The following is a 23493-nucleotide window of genomic DNA, read 5'->3' as shown; positions in this document are numbered from 1 at the left end:
GCGCCCAGCAATGCACCCCGTTGACGCGCCCGCCTCTTAACCGGGTGGGGCAATCTGCCCCGCCCAAACCAATCAGGAGAACACCATGGCTTTTCCCGTGAAATGGTATGCGAGCCAGATGCAAGGTGCCCCCAGCCTCGGCGACACCACCGAGGGCGCGCTGACCGCGCTGCTCAAGGCGGTGCTGGTGACCGGCTTTGGCACCCTCACGCTCAACAGTCTGGTATGGGATGCCACCGAGGGGGCCGCCAAGGCCACCATCGCGGGCGGTCACGCCTACCTGGCGGACTCGGTGATCGAGGTGAACGGCGCCAGCCCCGCCGCCTATAACGGCGAACACCGGGTCAAGAAGGTGTCCACCACCGAGGTCTGGATTGAGCTGGACGGCGGCAACCCGGGCAGTGCCGCCAGTGGCGTCCTGACCATGAAGGTGGCTCCGCTCGGCTGGAGCCTGACCCATGAGAGCAGCGACGGCAAGGTGGCCATCTACCGCCCCACCGATATCAGCGCCTCGGGCAACGTCTCTCTGCGCATCGACAACACGGCGTTTTCGGGGTGGACTGGCGCGACCTACAGGGCTTATTTAGCCAAGGCTCAGCTTGTGGAGGATGTCGTTGATATCAACACCTACACCCTGATCTATGACCAGCGCTGGCCCTGCACGGGGCGCTACTCCGATAAGCGCTGGGATTTGATTGGCGACAGCCAGCTGTTCTACTTCCTGCCCGCTTATGCTCAGCACAGTTACCAACCGGTGCTGATGTTCGGCTATATCAAGTCGGTTCGCCCCGGTGACCGCTATCATGCGGTGCTGAGCTTCTACCCTACCACTTCGGCGGATGATGCTAATCGCCGCTGGGATCAGACCGGTGTTTCGCAGAGTTACGCTAGCGTCTATAACAGCCTGCTGGCCTTCGATGACAGCACTAATAGGGCGATGGCACGTCCCTATCATCAATTGTTCGGGGTGGCAGGGTGGTGGTTAAAGGGGTTGTTCGTCCGCTTCGGCAATGGGATGAATATTCCCAACGGGCCGGATAATGCGTTCTACATGAGCACCGATCCCATCATGGTGATTGAGACCAACAACCATTTGCGCGGCTATCTGCCGGGTTTGGTGGTCCCCTATGCCAATGTCGCCCCCTTCAGCCGTAAAAACTTTACCAACATGCCGGCCTTGCCAGGCAAGATCGTGCGGTTTATTCAATCCACCTACAACGAAAACGCCGTGGTCGCCCCCACCACCCTTATGGGGTTCGATCTGACTGGGCCCTGGAGGTAATCATGGCAAGCGATCAAGCGCTACGAGACCTGATCCTGGCCAGCAACCCGGTGGGCTATTACCCGCTGGATACTCCCGCCAATCTGGGACTGGATATCTCACCCTATGCCAATCATGGCAGCCAGAGCGGTACGTTCCGCCAGGGGCTGACTAGCTTGGCCGGGATGGATATCAAGATGACTCAGGGGGTAACCTCAGCCCTGGTCGCCATCCCGGATCGGGCCGAGTACAAGGGGCGCACCTTCACCCTGGAGTGCATCATCAGCCAGCAGGAGGATGATAACCGGGTGATCGCCGAGCGCGGGGGTGACAACCTGAACTGGTCGCTGCAGAGCATTGGGACAGCGCTCGGTAGTCAAGTGTCCTTCTATCAGTTCATCCTGGGTAACCAGACGAATGGCCCCGACAAAGGTCGAGCAGGCCCCACCATGATTGGTCACCTGATTTTTACCAGTGCGCTGGGGGTCACCAAGATTTACCTCAATGGCCAAGTCCTAAAGGAGTGGACGGTCGCCACGGGTAACGGTACGCAAGGCAACCAGGGCACCCTGCCCATCCACCTGTTTTCCCGTGGTGGTCTCTATGCCACGTCGGCGCAGATGGCCCATGTGGCCTTTTATAACCGTGAACTGACGGCGGCGGAGCGCCAAGCGCGCGCTGCCATGTTCGACAAGCCCTTTGAGATGAAACCCCACCCCATCACGGTGGTTCCTGCCAACCAGGAGCCCCGCAGCCAGTTCCAGCCGCAGGATGTTGCCGTGCGAGGCACCCCGCCGCTCTACGCTGGCCCGGTCAACAGCCAGAGGATAACTACCCTCCCCATCGTGGCAGGGCGGGATTATTACTGGTTGCGTGATGGGGTGCAGAACGTGGCGCAGGGCTATATCGAGAGCACGGTCACCATCGACGGGGAGGGGGTGCGGCGGCGAGTGCTCTGCCTCACCCAATCTGGTGAGCTGGTCGGCGAGACCATGAGCCGGGCCAGCGACGGCAAGTACCGGTTCGATCTGCTCTGGCTGAACCGCCGTTACATGCTGGTCGCCCAGGACGATCCGGCCTTCGGCCCTGCCGATTACAACGCGGTGGCGGCCGACTACCAGCTCCCCACCCCCTACGCCCCCGGTGAGGGGGTTGGCCTGACAGGAGCATGACATGCTGACATTTGCGGACTCCTTGCGTACCAGTCGCGCCCAGTTGCTGGCCCTGGCCATCGACACCGGCTCGGCCGGTGCTGCCACCCTCAAGCTGTACGGCGGCACCCGCCCGGGCAGCGGGGGCAATATCAGCGGTCAACCGCTGCTGATCACCTTGCCGCTCGCCAATCCTTGCGCCCAGTCGGTGACCGGCGGTGTACTGACCCTCAAGGCCATCGCCGAGGCCATGGTAAGCGGGAACGGCACCATCACCTGGGGCCGTTTCTCGAACCGGGACGGCGGCTTTGTCGCGGATCTCGATGCGGGGTTGACCGGCAGCGGTGCTGATCTGGAGATCCCGGTGCTGGAGGTGTACCAGGGCGCCTATATCCGCATCAACAACGCCACCGTGACCGAACCCTGATCCACCCATTGACGGGAGCGCCCCATGGCCAGACCGACCAACGCCAACTTGGAGCTGCGCAAGGCCCGCAAGAGCAATGCCGCCCTTGAGCTGAACCCAGCCCATGTAGTGCGCCTGATGGCGGTGCTGCAGGCAGTGGCCGAACGGCCGGCCCTGGCCGCCGAGGTGGCCTTTATCCACCCGGCAGTGCTGGCCAGCACCCCGGGGCCTGAGCTGTCGGCCACGGTGGTGATGGGCCAGGAGGGGGCGATAGCGGCCACCGTGCCCGCGCCCACTCCCGCCATCCAGGTCAGAGTGGTGATCGAGGCCAACATGGCCAGCACCTTGCACCCGGTTATTCCGGGCATGGCGGCCGAGTACGATATCAATGTGTTTCGGGGGCCGAGCAGTGAGATCGCCGACGACTGGCAACAGGGCGAACGGCTGACCCGGGACGTGGCCAGCGACTGGCAGCAACCAGATCGCGCGATGGCCACCTGCGGCACGGTCTGGCAGGAGGGCGTCCCGCTGGCGGTGTCGGTGGTGGAGCAGGGGGACACCCTGGCCCGCTGCCATGCCATGAACCAGGTGATCTTTGACGAAGGGGTGGCGCTGGGGGCGTCTCATGGCCAGCCGTTCGACAACCTGCCCCGGTGCCATGTGGCCAACCGCTCTTTCTGGATGGAGGGGCCGGCTGTCAGCAGCTGGCGGGTGAGCGGTTATCTCCAGCTGCCGCGGCTGGACAAGGAATGGCGATCCGACTGGCAGGAGGGGGCCCCGCTGGGTGTCCGCACCGGCCAGCGCTGGCAGTTGGGCATCCTGCTGCACCGCAGCTGGCTGGATGGTTGGGATGAGGCCATCTGGCCACCGCCCGGCACCAGCCCCCCGCCCAAGCCACCCATCACCCCCGAGAAGCCAGAAAAACGCAAACTGCGGCTGGCGTTCGGCCGGCCCCGGGACGATGCGTCGCTGGAGTTCATTTGGTTTGGGCAAGATGCCCAGATCGTCATCCCAACGCGGAGGGTATATCTGGTGAGCAACACGGCAAGTATTGTGCGGGTGCGCGACGGGCTCGATATCCCCGCCACCGCAGTGAGCATCGAACTCGATACCGACTCCTGGGCGTGGCAGTTCAGCGCCCAGATCCCGCGTATCGCGGCGGCGGCCCTGACCGATGAGGAAGAGGTGAGTATCCACATCAACGGTCAACAGTGGGACTGCGTGTGCGATGGCTGGCAATCGAGCCAGAGCTTTGGCCGTGAGTCGGCGACCCTGACCGGCCGCTCTCGCACGGCCTACCTGTCGCCGACCCACGTCTTGCCGCAAGCGGTGAGCGAGAGTTCGGCGGCCACCATGGCCCAGCTGGCAGCAGCCGTATTGCCATTTGGCTGGACGCTGGAGTGGCAGGCGCCGGATTGGCTGGTACCGGGCGGCTTCTTCAGCCTGGATGGCCAGACCCCGATCGAGGCGATCAAGTACCTGGCCGAGGCGGCCGGGGGCTTCGTGCTGCCACACCAGCGCAACCGGCACCTGGTCATCAAGCCGCGTTATCCGACCGTGCCCTGGCAGCTCGACGGGGCGCTGGCCGAGGTGGCGATCCCGCGCGCCATCATCACCACCCTGGGCAGTGACTTCCAACCGGGCCAGGCAGCCAATGGCATCTATGTCACAGGTGGCCATCAGGGCATCAGTGCGCGGGTGCTGCGCCAGGGTACGGCCGGCGAGCGGTTGGCGCCGACCATCACCCACCCTCTGGTGTGTGACCTGGATGCGGCCCGCGCCCAGGGTGTGGTGGGGTTGGCCAAGACAATGCCGAGGCGCACTCAGACCATCCAACTGCCGTTGTCTGCCGATACGGGTCTCATCCTGCCCGGGGCGCTGCTGGCGGTGGATGGCTGGAAGGGCTTTAACCGAGGTGTCAGGGTATCGGCTTCTCTGCAGGAGCGAGCCCTGACGGTGCGCCAGCAACTGAGTGTGGAGCGATTTGTATGAACCTGTTTAAACAGTTTTTAGAGTTGGTACCCGGAGAGGCTCCCTTGCTGGTTGGCACGGTCACGGCTGTGAGTGCCACGGCAACGACCCTGCAAGCGCTCGGTGGTGGGGTTGTGGTGGTGCGAGGGGGAGGGGTGGCCATCGGCCAGAAGGCGTTTTACCAAGCGGGGGCGATTGTTGGGCCCGCCCCTGATTTACCAACCTATGAAATCGAGGTTTAACCCCCTGTTAAGCGACTTTCAAACTTGGTGACGCTGGCACCGCTGAAAATGAAAAAACGCGCCGAGGCGCGTTTCCCATTCTTACCGCTAAGGTTTTTCATTTTTCGCGGCGGGCTACAAGATAAGCAAAAGGGGAGCTAGGCTCCCCTTTTATCACAGGCTCGTGGCCGGGCGAAAGTTACAGACCGGCGACGTCGCGCAGCAGGGCGGCCTTGTCGGTCTTCTCCCAGGGGAACTCTTCGCGACCGAAGTGACCGTAGGCGGCGGTGGCCTGGTAGATGGGGCGCTTGAGATCCAGCATCTCGATGAGGCCGTAGGGGCGCAGTTCGAAGTGCTCGCGCACCAGCTTGACCAGCAGCTCCTCGGCGACCTTGCCGGTGCCGAAGGTCTCGACGCTGATGGAGGTCGGCTCGGCCACGCCGATGGCGTAGGAGACCTGCACTTCACAGCGATCCGCCAGACCGGCCGCGACGATGTTCTTGGCCACGTAGCGGGCGGCGTAGGCGGCGGAGCGATCCACCTTGGACGGATCCTTGCCGGAGAAGGCGCCACCACCGTGACGGGCCATGCCGCCGTAGGTGTCGACGATGATCTTGCGACCGGTCAGACCGCAGTCACCCATGGGGCCGCCGATAACGAAACGGCCGGTCGGGTTGATGAAGAACTTGGTGTCCTTGGTGATCCACTCGGTCGGCAGTACCGGCTTGATGATCTCCTCGCGTACCGCTTCCACCAGATCTTTGTGGCTGATGGAGTCGCAATGCTGGGTGGAGAGCACCACGGCGTCCACACCCAGGATCTTGCCCGCGTCGTCGTAGGCGAAGGTCAGCTGGCTCTTGGCATCCGGGCGCAGCCACGGCAGGGTGCCGTTCTTGCGCACTTCGGCCTGGCGTTTCACCAGCAGGTGGGAGTAGGTGATGGGGGCGGGCATCAGCACGTCGGTTTCGTTGGTGGCGTAGCCGAACATCAGGCCCTGGTCACCGGCGCCCTGCTCGTACGGGTCGGTACGGTCAACACCCTGGTTGATGTCCGGGGACTGCTTGCCGATGGCGTTCAGCACGGCGCAGGAGTCGGCGTCGAAGCCCATGTCGGAGTGGGTGTACCCGATCTCGCGCACGGTATCGCGCACGATCTGCTCGATGTCGACCCAGGCAGAGGTGGTTACTTCACCGGCGACCATCACCATGCCGGTCTTGACCAAGGTCTCGCAGGCGACGCGCGCCTTGGTGTCTTGCACCAGGATGGCATCCAGCACCGCATCGGAGATCTGGTCGGCGATTTTATCGGGATGGCCTTCGGAGACCGACTCGGAAGTAAACAACTTTGCCATGATAGGTTCTCAATCGTGTGGGGTTATCGCCTTGGCCATAACCGGAAAATGACAGGATGACTGTAGAGGTATCTACATCTGGACGTCTATTTTAATTAGGCCACTGGGTGATTGCCAGCACTATTTTGGGCCGGGGCCGCCCGGGGCGGGTCGGTGCAGAGAATTACCCCATTGGGGAGTGGCAGAGGGGCTGACTCAATCGTTTTCCTGCCTAAGAAAAGCGATTGTGCTCCCAAAGCGGCTTTATTCGCCCAGATAATATTTGCACGCCGCGCGCCCTGCTGGGACAATGACGCGCCTTAATCTTGGCCATCAAATGAAGCAATCGCAGGAGATACAGATGCCTTCTCGTAAAGAGCTTGCCAATGCCATTCGCGCATTGAGTATGGATGCCGTTCAAAAAGCCAACTCCGGTCACCCGGGCGCCCCCATGGGAATGGCAGATATCGCCGAAGTGTTGTGGCGTGGCCACCTCAAGCACAACCCGAACAACCCCAAGTGGGCCGACCGCGACCGTTTCGTGCTGTCCAACGGCCACGGCTCCATGCTGCTGTACTCCCTGCTGCACCTCTCCGGTTACGATCTCTCCATCGATGATCTGAAGAACTTCCGTCAGCTGCACTCTCGCACCCCGGGTCACCCGGAGTACGGTTATGCCCCCGGCATCGAAACCACCACTGGCCCGCTGGGTCAGGGCATCACCAATGCCGTGGGCATGGCGATCGCCGAGAAGGCCATGGCCGAGCAGTTCAATCAGCCGGGTCACGACATCGTTGACCACTACACCTACGCCTTCATGGGCGACGGCTGCCTGATGGAAGGCATCTCCCACGAGGCTTGCTCCCTGGCCGGCACCCTGCAGCTGGGCAAGCTGATCGCGTTCTGGGATGACAACGGCATCTCCATCGACGGTCACGTGGAAGGCTGGTTCACCGACGACACGCCGAAGCGCTTCGAAGCCTACGGCTGGCACGTCATTCCGGCCGTTGACGGTCACAGCCCGGAAGCCATCAATGCCGCCATCGAAGCCGCCAAGGCCGAGACTGGCAAGCCGACCCTGATCTGCTGCCGCACCATCATCGGTTACGGTTCACCGAACAAGTCCGGCTCCCACGATTGCCACGGCGCACCGCTGGGCAACGACGAGATCGCCGCCGCCCGTGCCTTCCTGAAATGGGACCACGCCCCCTTCGTCATTCCGTCCGACATCGCCGCCGAGTGGAATGCCCAGGAGAAGGGCACCAAGCTGGAGTCCGACTGGGCCGCCAAGTTTGCCGCCTATGAAGCCGCGCACCCGACCCTGGCCGCCGAATTCAAGCGTCGCACCGTCGGCGAGCTGCCGGCCAACTGGGCCGCTGAATCTGCCAAGATCATCGAAACCCTGCAAGCCAACCCGGCCAAGATTGCGACCCGTAAAGCGTCCCAGAACTCTCTGGAAGCCTTCGGCAAGCTGCTGCCCGAGTTCATGGGTGGCTCTGCGGATCTGGCACCGTCCAACCTGACCATGTGGTCCGGCTCCAAGTCCCTGACCAATGAAGATGCCTCCGGCAACTACATTCACTACGGTGTGCGCGAGTTCGCCATGTCCGCCATTATGAACGGCATCGCCCTGCACGGTGGTTTCATCCCCTACGGCGCCACCTTCCTGATGTTCATGGAATACGCCCGCAACGCCCTGCGCATGGCTGCTCTGATGAAGCAGCGCGCCATCTTCGTCTACACCCACGACTCCATCGGTCTGGGTGAAGATGGCCCGACTCACCAGCCGGTCGAGCAGATCGCCTCCTTGCGTCTGACCCCGAACATGAGCACCTGGCGCCCATGTGACCAGGTGGAATCCGCCATCGCCTGGAAGCACGCCATCGAGCGTCATGACGGCCCGACTGCGCTGATCTTCTCTCGTCAGAACCTGCCCCAGATGGACCGCACCGCCCAGCAACTGGCCGATGTGGCCAAGGGTGGTTATGTGCTGAAAGACAGCGCCGGTACCCCGGAGCTGATCCTGATCGCCACCGGTTCCGAAGTGGAGCTGGCCGTGGCCGCTTATGAGCAGCTGACTGCCAAGGGCCGCGCCGTGCGCGTAGTATCCCTGCCGGCTACCGACGTGTTCGATGCCCAGTCTGCCGAGTACAAAGAGTCCGTCCTGCCGATGTCCGTCACCAAGCGTGTCGCCATCGAAGCGGGCATCGCCGACTACTGGTACAAGTACGTGGGCTTCGGCGGCAAGATCATCGGTATGACCACCTTCGGTGAGTCTGCACCGGCTGAGCTGCTGTTCAAGGAATTCGGCTTTACCGTGGAAAACGTGGTCGCGACCGCCGAATCCCTGTAATGCCCGCCGGCACCTTGGGCTGAGCAGCACCGGGCCCAAGCGCTGAGTCGATAAACGCCCCCCATCGCAAGATGGGGGGCGTTTTTTTATTGTTGCCGCCAAGACCCGCTGGTCCGGCATGCCCGGATGATGGCTGGATCTGGGTCGGCTGATCGCGTATCAATGGGGTTTACCATCGTCACAGTCGACACCGACACACCCGGCAGGGCGCTGGCCTCGATGTGAAAAAGGAGAAGAGCAGAGATGGAGATTGGTATAGACAACCTCGAAGGCCCGGACATAGCCGCGTTCCTGGCACGCCACCTGGATGACATGAGGGCCAGCTCCCCGCCACAGAGCAAGCATGCACTCGATCTCGAGGGGCTCAAGGTCGCGGAGATCACCTTCTGGTCGGCCTATGAGGGGGGCGAGCTCGTCGGTTGTGGCGCCATCAAGGAGCTGGATCGACACAGTGGGGAGATCAAATCCATGCGGGTGCATGACGCCGCCAGGGGCAGGGGAATTGGCTCCCGCCTGCTGAACCACCTCATCCTGACTGCCAGGGCGCGGGGCTATCGCTCGTTGAAGCTGGAAACCGGCTCAATGGCATTCTTCAAGCCGGCGCACGCCCTTTACCGCAAGCATGGCTTCCGCGAGTGCGAGCCCTTCGGCAGCTATGAGGCAGACCCAAACAGCCTGTTTATGGAGCTGAACATCTGCCAGTGATGAGAATTTCATCCTTTATCTTCTGTTAGCCGGCACAAGAGCAGCGTGTTTAGCTGCCCTCCGGCCTGGTCTCCGGTGGTATGAAGACATGATCCTCTATCGAGTCATCTGGCTGCTGGTGTTGCTGCCGACCTTTGTGGTGAGCGCCTTCTATATGTTGATGGGGACGGCCGCCTTGATGGGGATGGCGACAGAGGGGCTCGCGCTCGGCCACTGGCCGCTGGCACTCTTGTTGCTGTGCTGTGGCGTCGGGCTGCTGACCCTCTCCCGTCTCGACAACCATTTTCGCAGCGGCACGCCTCTTGGCAACCCTAGGCTCCATCTCGCCGGGCTGGCGAGCGGCATCCTTGTCTCGGTGGCCCTGCTGTTGCTTGTCCCGGGGCAATGGATATCACTCTGGCCTCTGCTTGCGGCTGGCTACTTTCTGGTGCGCATCCGCAGGCTGCGCGAAGGACTTGGCCAGTCGTCATGATGGATGCCGGGATCGGGCGACTTCCATGGTTGACGGGAGGATGAGTGCCTCTCGTCAATTTCCCGCGGTGGAAAGGTGATCCGCCTCGCTTTTTATCCTGATTTTGCTGCACGAAATGGCCCCATACGATACCATTCTCGGCGGGCTGTTACGCCTGTCCGCGCCACTTTGTGGGAGCTTGTCCGGTAGCCTTCATGGTGCAAGCCAAGCCAGCAAGTTGTTATCGCATCGAGCCTGGGGAATGGCGCAAAGTACAAGGTCATTCGGGATAATGACCCCTTCTCGCACCAAGCGTTGTTAATTATAAAAATGTCATGCGACCTATATTTAAAATGGAGTGTTACGATGCCTTGTTCCATTGTCATCAACAAGTCAGCAAGCAAGTTGCAAGTCAATAAAGATAGCTATGATCTGGATAAAATATCCAATGTACAAGTCAAGGTTCTTTCCTGGAAAGACAAAGTACTCAATATGATGATGCTGGGTGTCATTGCCTCCAGCTTATTGTTTATATTTGTCCCAACGGATGAAAACGGTCAGGTCATCACGTGGCTGCTGCCTGCCGTTGCATTTGTGGTGGGAGCATGCTTGGCGCTGGTGATAAGCATGAAATATGAATTCAGGCTGGAGTTCAGACATGCTGATGAGGTAGGTGTGCAGTGGTTCACCGCCGCAAAGAGCAGAGCCGCCGGTGATTATCAGATGTTCAAGGCGCGGGAAGCTGAGCTTAAGCGCTACATTCAATAAAAAGGTTGCCATTTAAAATAAAGAGAACTTAATGCTTTATTTTACCGAGCCTATATGGCAATGCTTTATACCATATTAGGTTGAATACAACAGGGCCCTGAAATAGCCATTTCAGGGCCCTGTTTGTTAATTAACTAATCAGCACTGGGGTGGGGTGCTTTCCGCATTGGACATCACCGCATCCATCTGCACCAGGGCGCCGGCGGGCAGCTCGCTCACGCCAAAGACGGTACGTGCGGGGTGGTAGCTCGGGAAATACTGGCTGTAGATGGCGTTGACCGCCTCCAGATCCTCGATGTTTTTCACCTGGATATTGACCTTGACGATATCGTCCATCACATGGTCGATGCTCTCGACGATGGTCTTGATATGGCCGAGGCACTGGGCGGTCTGCTCCTTGACACAACCGGTCAGGATCTTGCCGGTGGCCAGATCGACGGGCAGTTGACCGGCGATATGGTTGTAGTGGGAGAAGGCGACAGTCTGGGTATGCAGCGGGCTGCGGGGCGCCTTGTCGGTGTTGCGGGCGCGGATCACCAGGTTGTGTCTGTCTTCCACCAGTTGCGGCGGGGTGCCGTCACCGTGGGAGATCACGGCATCCATTTGCACCAGGGCGCCCAGCGGCAGGGCGGAGGCGGCAATCACGGAGCGGGCCGGCAGATAGGCGACGGCACGGGCGATGGCGGAGTCAGGGAAGAAGGTGGTATAGACCTCGTTGACGGCGTCGATATCCGCCAGGTTTGTCAGATAGACAGTCACCTTGACGATGTCGTCAAAGGGCACGTCAACGCTTTCCAGAACGGTTTTGATGTTGCTCAGGCACTGAGCCGCCTGTTCCTTGATACCGCCGGCAACCAGTTTGCCCGATGCCCCGTCGACGGGCAGCTGTGCCCCGATGTTGTTGTAGTGGGAGAAGGCAACGGTGTGGGTAGAGAGCGGGCTCTGCGGGGCCTTGTCGCTGTTGCGGGCGAGCTTCACCAGGGCGCAAGGGGCCTGCGGGAAGGTGCCTTCACCGTTGGAGATGATGGCTTCAATCTGGATCTCTGCGTTCAGCGGCAGGGCGGCAACGGCGAGCACGGTGCGGGTCGGCACATAGCCGGGGAAGAATTCGCGGTACATGTCATTGACCGCGTCGAGATCCGCGATGTTCTTGAGGAAGATAGTGGTCTTGACCACGTCGTCCATCACATGACCGATGCTCTCGACGATGGCCTTGATATTGGTCAGGCACTGTCTGGCCTGGGCCTTGATATCGCCTGCGATCAGTTTGCCGGTCTTGGGATCGACGGGGAGTTGAGCGGAAATATTGTTGTAATGAGAGAAAGCCACGCTCTGGGTATAGGGGCCCAGATCCTGGGGGGCATTAGGGGTATTTCTGGCAGACTTGATGATAATTCCACTCATATCTATGTTCCTCATTCAGTATTAACGCAGAGTACGGTTTGACCCTATCTGATCGCGAGCCCGACTCGGTGCCGTAAATTGGGCCGCCGAGATCTTTTGTGTGACGAATAGCTGGCCAGGGCAGGCGGGCTGAGCGGCACGCAACAGGAAGCCGGATCCGCGTCCTCGGTTATTATTGTCAATCCATTCGAATGAGGGATTGGATAAGAGAGGCATGGATGGGGTTGATTATTTCAGACAAGGCGATTCTATGAGTGGCTGGTGCGCTATGCAAACCAGGATCTCATTTCTATGAGGTGGCTCAATGGTCTGAAAAATAGCCGTTTTGCTATTCAATTCATACTTAATATCATCCATTGGTAGTTGAATGTGCTGCTTTAGCCCAGCGAAGGCAGTGCGGAAACGGCTCGGTCCCACGCAGGGTACGGGCCGTCGCTGTGAATGAAGGGTTAATAATATGCATCATCTTGCAGATAATGAGCCTTATTGTGCATGGATATGTAATTTTTGATTTTTTGGCGGGCTATCTAGGCAGCCAAAAATATGCTAGCGAAAAGGCTTGGGCGTGAGGGTAAAGATGTGCCGGGAATATAATTCATTAATTTGCATGGCGGCCCATTATGACGTCGCTGAAATAAAGCCTGGAATACCGATATTGGCGCATTCTTGTTTGCCAAAGAGGTGGCATTATATGCCATTAAATTTCAATAGTGAATTGAGAGTGGAAAGGTGAAGAGCACAGAGCGAGGAATAAAGAGTGAGTAACGATGAGACAGCAGGCTGTATGTCCGCACAAGCACACTCCTGTGTGCTTGTGCCAGCCGAACTGCTGTTGAAGGGGAGTTCTGCTTTATCCAGAGAGCGTGATAGCGACCGCTGAGTCTCAGTCAGTGTTTGTAGCAGGACGCTTGGCCAAGATCGACTGCGTTATGTTGAACTGAAATATCTCTTCTTTATGTTACTGAAAGATGAGAGGGGGGGGTTATTGATCAAATGGTCAATTTAAGGGTCTCTCTTGAGAATGTGATAATGCAGTCAAAAGGGTATCAATTTAGTCCTTTGTTGTGGCGTGTTGTGAACGGATTGTGATAATGCTAGGCGTGCAAGTGGGTTGAACCTCCGCTTCTGGCGCTTTTGATCGTAGCTGTCAGCTGGGTTGAAATTTCTTGAATGACTGACAAGGAGTCTGAACATGCAGAGAAAACAACACGTCTCACCGAGGTTGGTGTTCGTGAGTAGTTTGGTATTGGGGTTTGCTGGCCAGATACAGGCGCAAGATGGTGGATACGTGTTCACCGCAGAGCAGAAAAACGCCACCAGCTTCACCAAGGATGCCAATCAGGCGGTGTACAAGGCACTGGATTTCAATAACAAAGTCGCCTTTGAAGACTCCCGCAAGGGACTGATCGCACCGCTTATCAACAATGGAGACATTGGGGGGGGTATTCAGTGCAACCGGCCTGAATTTCATGCAGGACAAGGCAGCACCCGATTCGGTTAACCCCAGCCTGTGGCGCCATACTCAGCTTGCCAACTACGGCGGCCTGTTCAAAGTCACCGACAATATCTATCAGATCCGCGGCCAGGATCTCTCCAATCTCACCATTATCGAGACCAAAACCGGCGTGGTGTTCTTCGATGTGGAATACTCCCCCAAGGCATTGGCGAAATCCATCGAACTGTATGAGCAGCACAGGGGCAAGCGGCCGCTCAAGGGCGTGATCATCAGCCACAGCCATGCCGACCACTTCGGCGGTTTCGAGGGGATCTATGCGGCGGGCCTGGCCAAGCCGGAAGATGTGAAGAGCGGCAACCTACCCGTGATTGCGCCCGAGGGATTTGTCGAGGAGGCTATCTCCGAGAACGTCTCGGCCGGCAACATCATGGCACGCCGTGCCGGTTATCAGTACGGCAATGTGTTGAAGCCGGATGCCAAGGGCATCATCACAGGGGCCCTCGGTCCTGCTCTGGCGAATGACGCTTCCGGTCTGCCCATCCCCAATAAAGTCATCACCAGGGACGGTCAGAAGGTCAGCATCGACGGAGTGGACTTCGAGTTCTATCTGGCGCCGCACTCCGAAGCTCCTTCCGAAATGATCATGTATATCCCGCAATGGAAGGCACTCTCCATGGCGGAGGACGTCAACCACCTGCAGCACAACATCTATACCCTGCGCGGCGCACAGACCCGTGATGCCAGCGTGTGGGCCAAGTATATCGGCGAGGCGGTGGCCCGCTGGGGTGGCGAGGTGGAGGTCAATTTCGGACCTCATACCTGGCCGGTATGGGGCAACAACAATGTGGTGGACTATCTGAAGAACCAGCGCGACGTTTATCAGTCGCTCTACGACACCACCCTGCGCTACGCCAACTATGGCTATCGTCCTGATGACATTGCCGAGAATGCCCAGCTACCTGCCTCCGTGTTCAACAAATGGGATAACCGTCCTTACTATGGCCACACGCGCAACAACCTGAAATCCACCTATGTCCGCAACTTGGGCTGGTATAGCGGTAACCCGGTCGAATTGGCCAAGTACCCGGATGCCGAACGCGGCAAGCGTTATGTAGAAGCCCTGGGTGGGGAAGATAAGGTGCTGAGTGCCGCACTGGCCAGCGTCCAGAAGGGGGATTATCGTTTCGCGGCAGATCTGCTCAACAACGTCGTGGCCTATAACGGCAACAACAAGGAGGTCAATCTGCTGCTGGCTGATATCCTGGAGCAGCTGGGCTATCAGGAAGAGAACGCCCTGTACCGCAACTGGTATCTGGCAGGGGCGGTTGAGCTGCGCCAGGGCGGTAACATCAAGAACAATCTGAGTACCACGTCTGCAGAGGTGATTGCCGCCCTGCCGCCTGAGCACTTCATGAACTTCCTGGGCATCATGGTGGATCAGATCAAGGCTGAAAAAGCCGGCAATGCGGTCATCAACCTGAAATTCAAGGAGGGTGGTGATTTCGCCATCGACCTGCATAACGGGGTATTCAACCGTGTAGCCGACGTCCAGAACAAGCAGGCAGAGGCCACCCTTGAGATCGCCAAGCGGGATTTCCTGGCCTTCGCTGCCGGCCAAGCCAAGCTTGACGAGCTGGTCAGTGGTGGCAAGGCCAAGATTGATGGAAACAAAGCAGCAGTTGAAAAACTGAATGGTATTTTCGCGCTGAATGTGAAGAACAACATGAACCTTGTTCTGCCACTCCAACCGGAGAACCGCGTGCAGTAACAGCTGATGTACGGTGCGGTTACCGCTATTGGTATCAAGTGCCTACTTGTTCAGCCCTGGATGGTCTTCCCATCCAGGGCTTTTTAACAGATGCCCCTGAGATCCACGCTACGACCTCCATTAGCATTGCATTCCCCTCGCCAACAGTCTCAACCACAGCCAGAGTGCGGATGTCGCCCATTGTGTGCCGGTTGACTCGCCACATCTTCCGCTCGTCGGGTACGGCTCAAGGGGGTGACGCTTGATCAGGGCACGCACTGGACTCGTCATTGGTATCGCTCAGGCGGGATAGAGGGCGCCCAATACTGCCGGGCGGCTGGCGCCGGTGACGGCGGGCAGGTTGCCCGGCCGGCGGTGAATGAAGCGTTGTGCCAGCCAGGCAAAGGCGGCTCCTTCCACCCAGTCGGGGGCGAGCCCCAATTCCGCGGTACTGGCAAGGCGCCAGCGGGGCAACAGCGCCGCCAGCTCCGCCAGCAGCGGGCCGTTATGGGCGCCGCCACCGCAGACAAACAGCTCGGCCTGGCCTTCGGCCAGCACCGGCAACTGACGGGCGATGCTGTGGCAGCTCAGTGCCTGCAGGGTGCGCTGCACATCCACCGGGGCATGTGTGCTGCCTGCGAGCTGGCCATCGAGCCAGTCGAGAGTAAACATCTCCCGCCCCGTGCTCTTGGGCCAGGGGGCGGCAAAGTAGGGGTGAGCGAGCAGCGTTTCCAGCAGTTCAGGAACCACTTGGCCACTGGCGGCCCACCGGCCGCCAGCATCGTAGTTGCCGCCCTGTTCATGGTGGCGGCGATACCAGCCATCGAGCAGGGTGTTGGCGGGGCCGGTGTCGAAGCCATACACCCCGCTGGCAGTGCCCGGCAGCACCGAGATATTGGCGATGCCGCCGAGGTTCAACACCACCCGCAGGGCACCCGGCTTGGCGAACAGCGCCTGATGGAAGGCGGGCACCAGCGGAGCCCCCTGACCGCCGAGGGCCATGTCCATGGTGCGAAAGTCGCCGATCACATCGATATGGGTCAAGGCGGCCAGCAGGGCGGCGTTGCCGATCTGCAGGGTAAAGCCGAGCGCAGGGCGATGGCGAATGGTCTGGCCGTGGGAGCCGATGGCGCGGATATCGGTGGCGGTCAGTCCGGCTTGCTCGAGCAACGCCCGAGTGGCCACGGCAAATTCGTGCGCCACCAGGTTGTCGGCCACCCCCATGCGATCGATCTCGTTCTCACCCGGAGTGCAGAGGGCGTGCAGCGCGCGGGCGGTGTCGTCCGGCCAGGGGTGGCAGAGCGCAGCCTCGACCCGCAGTGTTTCCCCGTCCATCTCGATCAGCACGGTATCGATGCCATCCATGCTGGTGCCCGACATCAGCCCGATATAGCGTTCACTCATGGCATGCCCCTATATGCGAAGGAGAAAGGAGGCCGGCGTCGATGCCATGCCTGTTCCGGTGCCCGATATAACGCTCGCTCATGGCCTCTCCTTGTGCTCTCTGTGTCAGCTCTCGCCGTTGCTTTGCTTATTCTGGGCCAGCTGCAGCTCGGTGCTGTCGAGTTTCGCCAGCTGTGGCATCGCCTGGGCCTTGAAGCTGGCCAGCTCGCGCCCGCTGAGCGTCTCCGCCTGAGGCAGGTCCAGGGTACGCGGGTTCTTGTGCACGCCGCCTACCACAAATTCATAGTGCAGGTGCGGGCCGGTGACGCGCCCCGTGCCGCCCAAGAGGCCAATGGTCTGGCCCTGTTTGACCCGCTGACCCTTGTTGACGCTGAGCTTGGAGAGGTGCAGGTACTTGGTCACGTAGTTGCCGGCGTGCTTGATGAACACGTAGTTGCCGTTGAACTGGTTGTAACCGGCCGCCACCACGCTGCCGCCCCCTGCCGCCATGATGGGGGTGCCCACCGGCGCCACGTAATCGATGCCGTTGTGAGGGCGGACCTTGCCGGTAACCGGGTGCAGGCGGCGCGGGTTGAAGTTGGAGCTGATGTATTTGAAGTTGACCGGTGCGCGCAGGAAGCTCTTGCGCATCGCCTTGCCCTCCGGCGTGTAGTAGTTGCCGTCGTCGTTCAGCACGGCGCGATAGATGGCACCCTGGTTGATGAACTCGGCGGCCAGGATGTCACCGGAGGCGACCCGCTCGTCGTCCTGATACTTCTCCTGATAGACCACCCGGAAGCTGTCCCCCGGCTGCAAATCCTGGGCAAAGTCGATGTCCCAGCCGAAGATGGCGGCGAGATCCATGATCTGATCCTCGGTCATGCCCGCCTCGACGGCGGCGCCCCAGAAGCTGGAGCGAATGTCGCCCCTGGCCACCTGTTCGCGGGTGTCGAGCTCGAGTTTAACCGCTTTGGCGACGAAGCCCTCGGCCTTGCGGCTCACTTTCAGCGCCAGCTCCAGGCTGTGGGGGTAATAGAGGCTGTGCAGATCGCCGCCCTTGGTGAGCTTGAAGGTGAGCTCCTGACCGGGTTGTAGCCGGCGCAGGGGATCGGTCGCCTCGAGCTGGGCGATGAGGTAGAGATCGGTGGCGCTGAGGCCCAGACGCTGGAAGATGACCTGCATGTTGTCGCCACGGCGTACCTTCACCTGTCTGGTGACGTAGCTCGGCTTGGCGGCCCTCTGTGCCAGGGCTTGAGGCTGGGCCTCACCTTCGCCCTGAGAGGCCTCGGCGAGGGGCTCGTCATCATTGACGCGGGTCGCCACCGCCTGCTCGCTGGGCCAGGCTGCCAGCATCATCACCATGATGCTCAAGATCAGCACCATCTTGCGGTGCCAGGTAGGAAGAGAATTGAAGGCGTTCCAGATAACCATGCGAAGCTGACGAAGTTGGACGAAAAAGAAGGTCGGAGTTTACCGCCTTTCCAATTGGCCCGCCATTCCAGTAAGATGTTTGGCCCTGTGGAATCGTGATTGGAGAGTCAAAAAATGTCCCAGCTCGAGGTGGCGCTAGCCGAGATCAAGCGCGGAGCGGAAGAAATTCTGGTTGAAGAAGAACTTGTCGCCAAGTTGAAGGAAGGGCGCCCGCTGCGCATCAAGCTGGGGATGGACCCGACGGCTCCCGACATTCACCTCGGTCACACCGTGATCCTCAACAAGCTGAAGACGTTCCAGGACCTGGGGCACGAGATCATCCTGTTGATCGGCGACTTCACTGCCATGGTGGGTGACCCCTCCGGCAAGAATGCCACTCGTCCGCCGCTCTCCGAAGAGGCCATCAAGCACAACGCTCTCACCTATGCCGAGCAGGCGTTCAAGATCCTGGATCCCGCCAGGACCCGCATCGAGTACAACTCCACCTGGCTCAAGGAGCTGGGCGCGACCGGCATGATCAAGCTGGCGGCCAAGCAGACCGTGGCCCGCATGATGGAGCGCGATGACTTCAAGAAGCGCTACGCCGGCGGCCAGTCCATCGCCATCCACGAATTCCTCTACCCGCTGCTGCAAGGCTATGACTCGGTCGCGCTGAAAGCGGACGTGGAGCTCGGCGGTACCGATCAGAAGTTCAACCTGCTGATGGGCCGCGAGCTGCAAAAAGACGCCGGCATGGCCACCCAGTGCGTGTTGATGATGCCGCTGCTGGTGGGTCTGGACGGCGTCAAGAAGATGTCCAAGTCTGCTGCCAACTACATCGGCGTGCACGACGCCCCGGGCGAGATGTTCGGCAAGATCATGTCGATCACCGATGACCTGATGTGGAACTACTACGAGCTGCTCTCCTTCCGCCCGCTCACCGAGATCGAAGGCTTCAAGGCGGGCATCGCCGCCGGTACCCTGAACCCGCGCGACGTGAAGATCTGGCTGGCCAAAGAGATCATCAGCCGCTACCACGACGCCGCGGCGGCCGAGGCGGCCCACGAAGACTTCACCCAGCGCTTCTCCAAGAACGCCATCCCGGACGAGATGCCGGAGGTCGAACTGGCCATGGAAGGGGAAGGCCTGCCCATCGCCAACCTGCTCAAAGATGCTGGCTTGGTTGATACCACCTCCGAGGCGCTGCGCATGATCAAGCAGGGCGCGGTCAAGCGTGACGGCGACAAGCTGGACGATGGCAAGGCGCTGATCGGTGCCGGCACCGCCGTCTATCAGGTCGGCAAGCGCAAGTTTGCCCGGGTCACCGTCAAGTAAGCCGTGACCACTCAGTCAGCCCCGCGTGGCTGATAAAAAAGGCCTCCATGATGGAGGCCTTTTTGTTGGCTTATTGCCGCCGAGGATTAGCCCTCTTTCTTCAGGAAGTTGCGATAGAGCATATAGAGGTGGGCCGAGCTCCAGCTGAAGTTGCTGGCCCCCTGCATGGCGCCGGTTTCCGGGTTGTAGTTCTCGCGGATGGGACCGCTGCCGCTGAGCCCCTCGGCGTTGGCGAACAGCTTGTTGACCAGCGCCTGGGCATCGCTGCGATAGCCGTAGTTCTCCAGCCCCTTTACCCCGAAGTAGAACTGATCCAGCCAGACCCGGCCACGCCAGTAGATGTTCGGGTCATAGGCCGGGTTGGTCAGCGCCGCCGTACCGAGCGGCACCTTGGTGTTGAACTCCTGGCTGCTGAGCATCACCTCGCGCACCCGCGCCGCTTTCTCCTTGTCCGCCACCTCGGCCCAGAGCGGGCTCCAGCCTTCCGGGCCACGGCCGCGAGCGGTCAGTAGCTTGCCGACGCAGCCGTTGGCGTCTGCCACGTCTCCCTGATGGATCTGGCGATCGTAATAGAAGCCGGAGGCCTCATCGAACAGGCAGCTGTTGATGTAACCGGCCAGCACGGTGGCGCCCTCGCGGTAGCCAATGGCCTCGTCCGGCTTGCCCAGCAAGTCGGCCATGTCAGCCAGGATGCGCTTCTCCTTGGCGAGGAAGGCGTTGAGCTCTACCGACTCCTGATCGATGGAGAAGCCGACGAGGCTGCCGTCATCCTCGTGGTTCTCGAAGAAGGCGACGTTCCAGTCCTGGCGCGCACGGGCCAGATCCCCGCCATAAGTCTTGTCGGTATAGCGCTTGAGCTGATCGGACTCGATGAAGCCGAAGCGGGCGGCGTTGTCCATGCCGGACTCCCAGCCAGCGCCGTGCTGGGCACCGATGTCCATGTCGCTGTAACCGCCGACGGTGAGTACCTGCTGGTAGAGCGGCATGCCGGCACAGGCATACCAGCCATCCCCCTCGGGGGTACAGCTGGAGAGATCGATCCCGGCCGGTACGCTGGCGTACTGCACCTTGAAGGTGATATTGCCGAACTCGTCGTTGTGCTCGACGTGCTTGGTGGCGCCGTATTCGATGATGCCGTTGTGGTTGTTGTCCCGCGCCCGGTACCACCAGTCGTGGTAGGCCTGGATCTTCGGATACATCTCGGCGATGAAGGCCTTGTCCTGGGTCGCGCTGTAAATTTCCCAGATGGCCCAGGCGGAGAGCGGCGGCTTGGTGTCGCGCTCGTTCCAGTTGCCGCCGTCACCGCCCCGATCGGAGAGCTTGTTGTAGAAGACGGCGTCGATCACCATGCCGGCGTCTTGCGGGCGCACCGGATCATTGGGCTGGATCTGGTAGTCATACATGGCGCGCACGTTGTTCTTGGCCACCTCCGGGTTGAAGTGAGCCATGGCGTAGGCGTGCTTCCAGCTGTCCCAGGCCCAGACACCGTCGAACCAGCGGGCGGTGTTGGACGGAGTGACCCCGTCGTGGAGGATGGCGCCGGCCGGGGAGCGCCAGTTGCCGTTGAGGGTCTCCATCGCCTTGACCGCGATGCGCCGCTCGGATTCGCTGATGCCCTGATTGGAGAGACCGCGCTCCAGATACCCCTCCCAGCGGCGGATGGAGTCATCGAAATAGCGGGCTGGATTGGCCAGCAGGGCCAGGCGGCTCTGCTCGAAGCGGTTCGCCTCGTCGCTGGAGTGGACATAACTCTGCAGGGTGAAGACATCCTGCTGGCCCTTGGCGGCCAGGGTGAGGCTGGCCTCGCTCACATAGCCGAGTTCCTTCTCATCCAGGGTGGTGCGGGTCGGCAGGGTGCGGTCGATGCGATAGCGGGCGCTGCCGCTTTGCATCATGTTCCAGGTGCTGCGCAGCTCGCCGAACTGGAACTCGATGCCTCGCTCGCTCTGGTTGATGGTGCGGGTCCAGTCGGGGTATTGCTCGGCGATGGTCTTGTTGGCATCCCACTGGTTGAGCAACTCGCCCTGCCAGTTGAGCGTCAGGGTCAGTGGCGCATCCTGATTATTAATGAGACGGGTGCGAACAAGTGCCGTGCGCGCATCGCCGTAGCGTAACTCCAGCTCCAGGCTGAAGGCGTCGAACTCGTAGCGTTGGATAAGCGCCCCGGGGATGGCATAGATCTCGTGCTTGCTGGCGGCGGTGAGCGGGTATTGGCGGCCGCTCTCGTCGCTCAGGGTCAGCTTGTCCAGCTCGCTTGCGAAGAACAGGCTGTACTCCTCGGCGATCACCATGGGGCCGGTGAAGCCGCCCCATTCGCTCTCGCTGGCGGGCAGCAGGAAGCCGTGCCAGGCCCCCAAGTCGAGCAGCGGGTTGTACTTGAGGTTGGAGTAGCTGTCGAAGTCGCGGAACTGGAGCGGGGTGCCACTGCGATCGATCACATTCTGGTACTGGCTCGCCAGGGTCGCAGTGGGTGGGGTCGGGGCACTGGAGTCATTGCCGTTGCAGGCGGCCAGGCCAAACAGGGTGACGCCGAGGGCGACGGAAAGTAAATTTTTACGAAACATATCTCGCTCCAATTACGATCTTGTAGGTTAAGGAAGATTGTTTTTTGTCTTTATTTTAGTAAAAACGTTTGCGAGGAGCATTGTAGGACAATGAAAGGGGAAAATTTGGGGCTATGTCACAGTCTGGTGACGGGGTTGTGTGAGCTGCGTCACCCCGTTACACGAGGTTACATGAAAGTTTATTTTAGTAACTATTTACTTGTCGGGGAAGGTGAAGGGCGGGTGAGCTTCGGGGAGGCATAAAAAAACCGGCCTCGATGAGGCCGGTTTTGAGAGTGCGGTGATAGTGGATCGAACTGCTTAGCGTAGGATCATCTGCTCACGACCCGGGCCGACGGAGACCATGGGCACAGGTACACCCAGCAGGGCTTCGATACGCAGCACATAGTGCTGGGCAGCCTTGGGCAAGTCGTCAAACTTGCGGATGTGGGAGATATCTTCGCTCCAGGCTTCCATGGACTCGTACACCGGCTTGAGACCGGCGGTCTGCGGCCAGATCGGGTTCTCGGTGTTGGCACCTTCGTAGGCGACGCAGATCTTCAAGTCCGGCATGCCGGAGAGGCAGTCCAGCTTGGTCAGCGCGATCTCGTTGGCGGCCTGAATTTCCAGGCCCTGCTTGGTGGCGACGGCGTCGAAGTAGCCGATGTCACGGGGACGGCCGGTGGTGGCACCGAACTCGTTGGCGAACTTGCGGAACTCGTCCTGGTTCTCCATGGCGGTGATCAGGGTGCCGGTACCGACCGAGGTACTGAACGCCTTGGCCACGGCGATGACGCGCTCCGGACGCAGGGCCGGCAGACCGCCACCGATCCCGGCGTAGGCGCCGGAGACGTGGGAGGAGGTCACCCAGGGGTATTCACCGTAGATCAGGTCACGGCCGGCGCCCAGCTGGGCTTCGAACAGCAGGGTGCCGTTCTGGGCCTGGATGGCCTTGAGCGGTTCGCTGACGTTGCAGATGGCATCGCGCCACGGCTCTGACACTTCCAGCAGCCAGTCGGCCATTTCTTGGGCAGTCTGGCTGAACTCGAAGCTTGGGTAGAGGGCCTTGAGCTGCGGCAGTTTCCAGTCGAGGAAGAATTGGATGCGCTCGACCAGCACGTCCGGTTGTTTCAGCCAGCCGACCAGTATCGCCTTTTTCATGACCCGATCACCGTAAGCAGGGGCGATGCCCTGACGGGTGGAGCCATAGGCGCCGTCGCCCAGACGCACTTCTTCCAGGGTATCTTCCAGCGCGTGGATCGGCAGGCAGAAGGTGGCGCGATCGGAGATGGCGAGTTTGGGAGTCACGCCGGCGGCTTTCACTTCGGCCAGCTCTTTGGTCAGGGGCTCAGGGCTGATGACCATGCCAGGGCCGAGCACAACCAGGCAATCCGGGTTGAACACACCGCTCGGCAGCTGGTGCAGCTTGAAGGTGCCGAGATCGTTGACCACTGTGTGGCCGGCGTTGTTGCCGCCCTGGAAGCGGATGCTGGCGGCGGACTCACCTGCCAGATAATCGACGATGCGGCCTTTGCCTTCATCACCCCAGTTAGCACCTACGACTACGATAGACGACATGACTCTTTCTCCTAAGACGT

18 protein-coding genes are annotated in these 23493 nt (G+C 60.4%); 12 read left to right on the top strand and 6 right to left on the bottom strand.

The window, feature by feature from the left end:
* Window positions 1-85 precede the first annotated feature (85 nt).
* The 5 genes from ACZ9IL_RS11675 to ACZ9IL_RS11655 are packed head-to-tail and all read left to right on the top strand — an operon-like array spanning window position 86 to window position 5031.
* Window positions 86-1282, top strand: a complete 1197-nt coding sequence (locus tag ACZ9IL_RS11675; RefSeq protein ID WP_476003668.1) for a hypothetical protein — start codon at window positions 86-88, stop codon at window positions 1280-1282.
* 2 nt (window positions 1283-1284) lie between these two features.
* A complete protein-coding gene (locus ACZ9IL_RS11670) occupies window positions 1285-2433 on the top strand; it encodes a hypothetical protein (protein ID WP_476003667.1) in 1149 nt (382 codons plus the stop codon).
* Between the two features lies 1 nt (window position 2434).
* Window positions 2435-2839 carry a hypothetical protein gene (locus tag ACZ9IL_RS11665; protein WP_476003666.1) on the top strand — a complete coding sequence of 135 codons (405 nt, stop codon included), beginning with the start codon at window positions 2435-2437 and terminating at the stop codon, window positions 2837-2839.
* 24 nt (window positions 2840-2863) lie between these two features.
* Window positions 2864-4810 carry a hypothetical protein gene (locus ACZ9IL_RS11660; RefSeq protein ID WP_476003665.1) on the top strand — a complete coding sequence of 649 codons (1947 nt, stop codon included), beginning with the start codon at window positions 2864-2866 and terminating at the stop codon, window positions 4808-4810.
* A complete protein-coding gene (locus ACZ9IL_RS11655; RefSeq protein WP_476003664.1) occupies window positions 4807-5031 on the top strand; it encodes a hypothetical protein in 225 nt (74 codons plus the stop codon). Before ACZ9IL_RS11660 ends, ACZ9IL_RS11655 begins: the two co-directional genes overlap by 4 nt.
* Window positions 5032-5209: 178 nt before the next feature.
* On the opposite strand, the gene metK is transcribed toward ACZ9IL_RS11655, so the two are convergent.
* Window positions 5210-6361 carry a methionine adenosyltransferase gene (metK, locus tag ACZ9IL_RS11650; protein ID WP_042643855.1) on the bottom strand — a complete coding sequence of 384 codons (1152 nt, stop codon included), beginning with the start codon at window positions 6359-6361 and terminating at the stop codon, window positions 5210-5212.
* A 340-nt stretch (window positions 6362-6701) separates the two neighbouring features.
* Between metK and tkt the strand changes: the two genes are divergently transcribed.
* The 4 genes from tkt to ACZ9IL_RS11630 all read left to right on the top strand — a co-directional run bounded on the left by tkt (window position 6702) and on the right by ACZ9IL_RS11630 (window position 10617).
* On the top strand, window positions 6702-8693 hold the full coding sequence (gene tkt, locus ACZ9IL_RS11645) for a transketolase (RefSeq protein ID WP_476003663.1): 1992 nt from the start codon (window positions 6702-6704) through the stop codon (window positions 8691-8693).
* 243 nt (window positions 8694-8936) lie between these two features.
* On the top strand, window positions 8937-9398 hold the full coding sequence (locus ACZ9IL_RS11640; protein ID WP_476003662.1) for a GNAT family N-acetyltransferase: 462 nt from the start codon (window positions 8937-8939) through the stop codon (window positions 9396-9398).
* Between the two features lie 88 nt (window positions 9399-9486).
* Window positions 9487-9870 (top strand): hypothetical protein, encoded by a 384-nt coding sequence (locus tag ACZ9IL_RS11635; RefSeq protein WP_476003661.1) that lies wholly within the window; start codon window positions 9487-9489, stop codon window positions 9868-9870.
* 345 nt (window positions 9871-10215) lie between these two features.
* Complete coding sequence (locus ACZ9IL_RS11630) at window positions 10216-10617, top strand: hypothetical protein (protein ID WP_476003660.1); 402 nt, start codon at window positions 10216-10218, stop codon at window positions 10615-10617.
* Window positions 10618-10755: 138 nt separating this feature from the next.
* Here ACZ9IL_RS11630 and ACZ9IL_RS11625 read toward each other — a convergent pair whose 3' ends face one another.
* Window positions 10756-12021: a RidA family protein gene (locus tag ACZ9IL_RS11625; protein ID WP_476003659.1), complete on the bottom strand. Its 1266-nt coding sequence runs from the start codon at window positions 12019-12021 to the stop codon at window positions 10756-10758.
* Between the two features lie 1192 nt (window positions 12022-13213).
* Between ACZ9IL_RS11625 and ACZ9IL_RS11620 the strand changes: the two genes are divergently transcribed.
* Together ACZ9IL_RS11620 and ACZ9IL_RS11615 are read left to right on the top strand one after the other, a co-directional pair.
* Entirely contained in the window at window positions 13214-13522 is a 309-nt protein-coding gene (locus tag ACZ9IL_RS11620; RefSeq protein WP_476003658.1) for a hypothetical protein, read from the top strand.
* Complete coding sequence (locus ACZ9IL_RS11615; protein WP_476003657.1) at window positions 13491-15245, top strand: alkyl/aryl-sulfatase; 1755 nt, start codon at window positions 13491-13493, stop codon at window positions 15243-15245. Before ACZ9IL_RS11620 ends, ACZ9IL_RS11615 begins: the two co-directional genes overlap by 32 nt.
* Window positions 15246-15524: 279 nt before the next feature.
* Here ACZ9IL_RS11615 and ACZ9IL_RS11610 read toward each other — a convergent pair whose 3' ends face one another.
* Both ACZ9IL_RS11610 and ACZ9IL_RS11605 read right to left on the bottom strand, forming a co-directional pair.
* Window positions 15525-16628 (bottom strand): anhydro-N-acetylmuramic acid kinase, encoded by a 1104-nt coding sequence (locus tag ACZ9IL_RS11610; RefSeq protein ID WP_476003656.1) that lies wholly within the window; start codon window positions 16626-16628, stop codon window positions 15525-15527.
* 105 nt (window positions 16629-16733) lie between these two features.
* Window positions 16734-18038, bottom strand: a complete 1305-nt coding sequence (locus tag ACZ9IL_RS11605; RefSeq protein ID WP_476003655.1) for a peptidoglycan DD-metalloendopeptidase family protein — start codon at window positions 18036-18038, stop codon at window positions 16734-16736.
* A gap of 114 nt (window positions 18039-18152) precedes the next feature.
* Here ACZ9IL_RS11605 and tyrS point away from each other — a divergent pair, with 114 nt between their 5' ends.
* Complete coding sequence (gene tyrS, locus ACZ9IL_RS11600) at window positions 18153-19352, top strand: tyrosine--tRNA ligase (RefSeq protein ID WP_476003654.1); 1200 nt, start codon at window positions 18153-18155, stop codon at window positions 19350-19352.
* An 86-nt stretch (window positions 19353-19438) separates the two neighbouring features.
* Here tyrS and ygjK read toward each other — a convergent pair whose 3' ends face one another.
* Both ygjK and ACZ9IL_RS11590 read right to left on the bottom strand, forming a co-directional pair.
* On the bottom strand, window positions 19439-21916 hold the full coding sequence (gene ygjK, locus ACZ9IL_RS11595; protein WP_476003653.1) for an alpha-glucosidase: 2478 nt from the start codon (window positions 21914-21916) through the stop codon (window positions 19439-19441).
* Window positions 21917-22216: 300 nt separating this feature from the next.
* Window positions 22217-23473: an adenylosuccinate synthetase gene (locus ACZ9IL_RS11590; RefSeq protein WP_476003652.1), complete on the bottom strand. Its 1257-nt coding sequence runs from the start codon at window positions 23471-23473 to the stop codon at window positions 22217-22219.
* Between the last annotated feature and the right edge of the window lie 20 nt (window positions 23474-23493).

The organism is Aeromonas sp. TECH754, from assembly GCF_056279295.1.
Note: the sequence above shows the minus strand (reverse complement) of the source record. Positions and strands in the feature narration are given on the sequence as shown.

Excerpts from the sequence above, each read along its gene's own strand:
- ACZ9IL_RS11675 (WP_476003668.1), top strand. The coding sequence starts at position 86 with ATGGCTTTTCCCGTGAAATGGTATGCGAGCCAGATGCAAGGTGCCCCC.
- ACZ9IL_RS11670 (WP_476003667.1), top strand. The coding sequence starts at position 1,285 with ATGGCAAGCGATCAAGCGCTACGAGACCTGATCCTGGCCAGCAACCCG.
- ACZ9IL_RS11665 (WP_476003666.1), top strand. The coding sequence starts at position 2,435 with ATGCTGACATTTGCGGACTCCTTGCGTACCAGTCGCGCCCAGTTGCTG.
- ACZ9IL_RS11660 (WP_476003665.1), top strand. The coding sequence starts at position 2,864 with ATGGCCAGACCGACCAACGCCAACTTGGAGCTGCGCAAGGCCCGCAAG.
- ACZ9IL_RS11655 (WP_476003664.1), top strand. The coding sequence starts at position 4,807 with ATGAACCTGTTTAAACAGTTTTTAGAGTTGGTACCCGGAGAGGCTCCC.
- metK (WP_042643855.1), bottom strand. The coding sequence starts at position 6,361 with ATGGCAAAGTTGTTTACTTCCGAGTCGGTCTCCGAAGGCCATCCCGAT.
- tkt (WP_476003663.1), top strand. The coding sequence starts at position 6,702 with ATGCCTTCTCGTAAAGAGCTTGCCAATGCCATTCGCGCATTGAGTATG.
- ACZ9IL_RS11640 (WP_476003662.1), top strand. The coding sequence starts at position 8,937 with ATGGAGATTGGTATAGACAACCTCGAAGGCCCGGACATAGCCGCGTTC.
- ACZ9IL_RS11635 (WP_476003661.1), top strand. The coding sequence starts at position 9,487 with ATGATCCTCTATCGAGTCATCTGGCTGCTGGTGTTGCTGCCGACCTTT.
- ACZ9IL_RS11630 (WP_476003660.1), top strand. The coding sequence starts at position 10,216 with ATGCCTTGTTCCATTGTCATCAACAAGTCAGCAAGCAAGTTGCAAGTC.
- ACZ9IL_RS11625 (WP_476003659.1), bottom strand. The coding sequence starts at position 12,021 with ATGAGTGGAATTATCATCAAGTCTGCCAGAAATACCCCTAATGCCCCC.
- ACZ9IL_RS11620 (WP_476003658.1), top strand. The coding sequence starts at position 13,214 with ATGCAGAGAAAACAACACGTCTCACCGAGGTTGGTGTTCGTGAGTAGT.
- ACZ9IL_RS11615 (WP_476003657.1), top strand. The coding sequence starts at position 13,491 with ATGCAGGACAAGGCAGCACCCGATTCGGTTAACCCCAGCCTGTGGCGC.
- ACZ9IL_RS11610 (WP_476003656.1), bottom strand. The coding sequence starts at position 16,628 with ATGAGTGAACGCTATATCGGGCTGATGTCGGGCACCAGCATGGATGGC.
- ACZ9IL_RS11605 (WP_476003655.1), bottom strand. The coding sequence starts at position 18,038 with ATGGTTATCTGGAACGCCTTCAATTCTCTTCCTACCTGGCACCGCAAG.
- tyrS (WP_476003654.1), top strand. The coding sequence starts at position 18,153 with ATGTCCCAGCTCGAGGTGGCGCTAGCCGAGATCAAGCGCGGAGCGGAA.
- ygjK (WP_476003653.1), bottom strand. The coding sequence starts at position 21,916 with ATGTTTCGTAAAAATTTACTTTCCGTCGCCCTCGGCGTCACCCTGTTT.
- ACZ9IL_RS11590 (WP_476003652.1), bottom strand. The coding sequence starts at position 23,473 with ATGTCGTCTATCGTAGTCGTAGGTGCTAACTGGGGTGATGAAGGCAAA.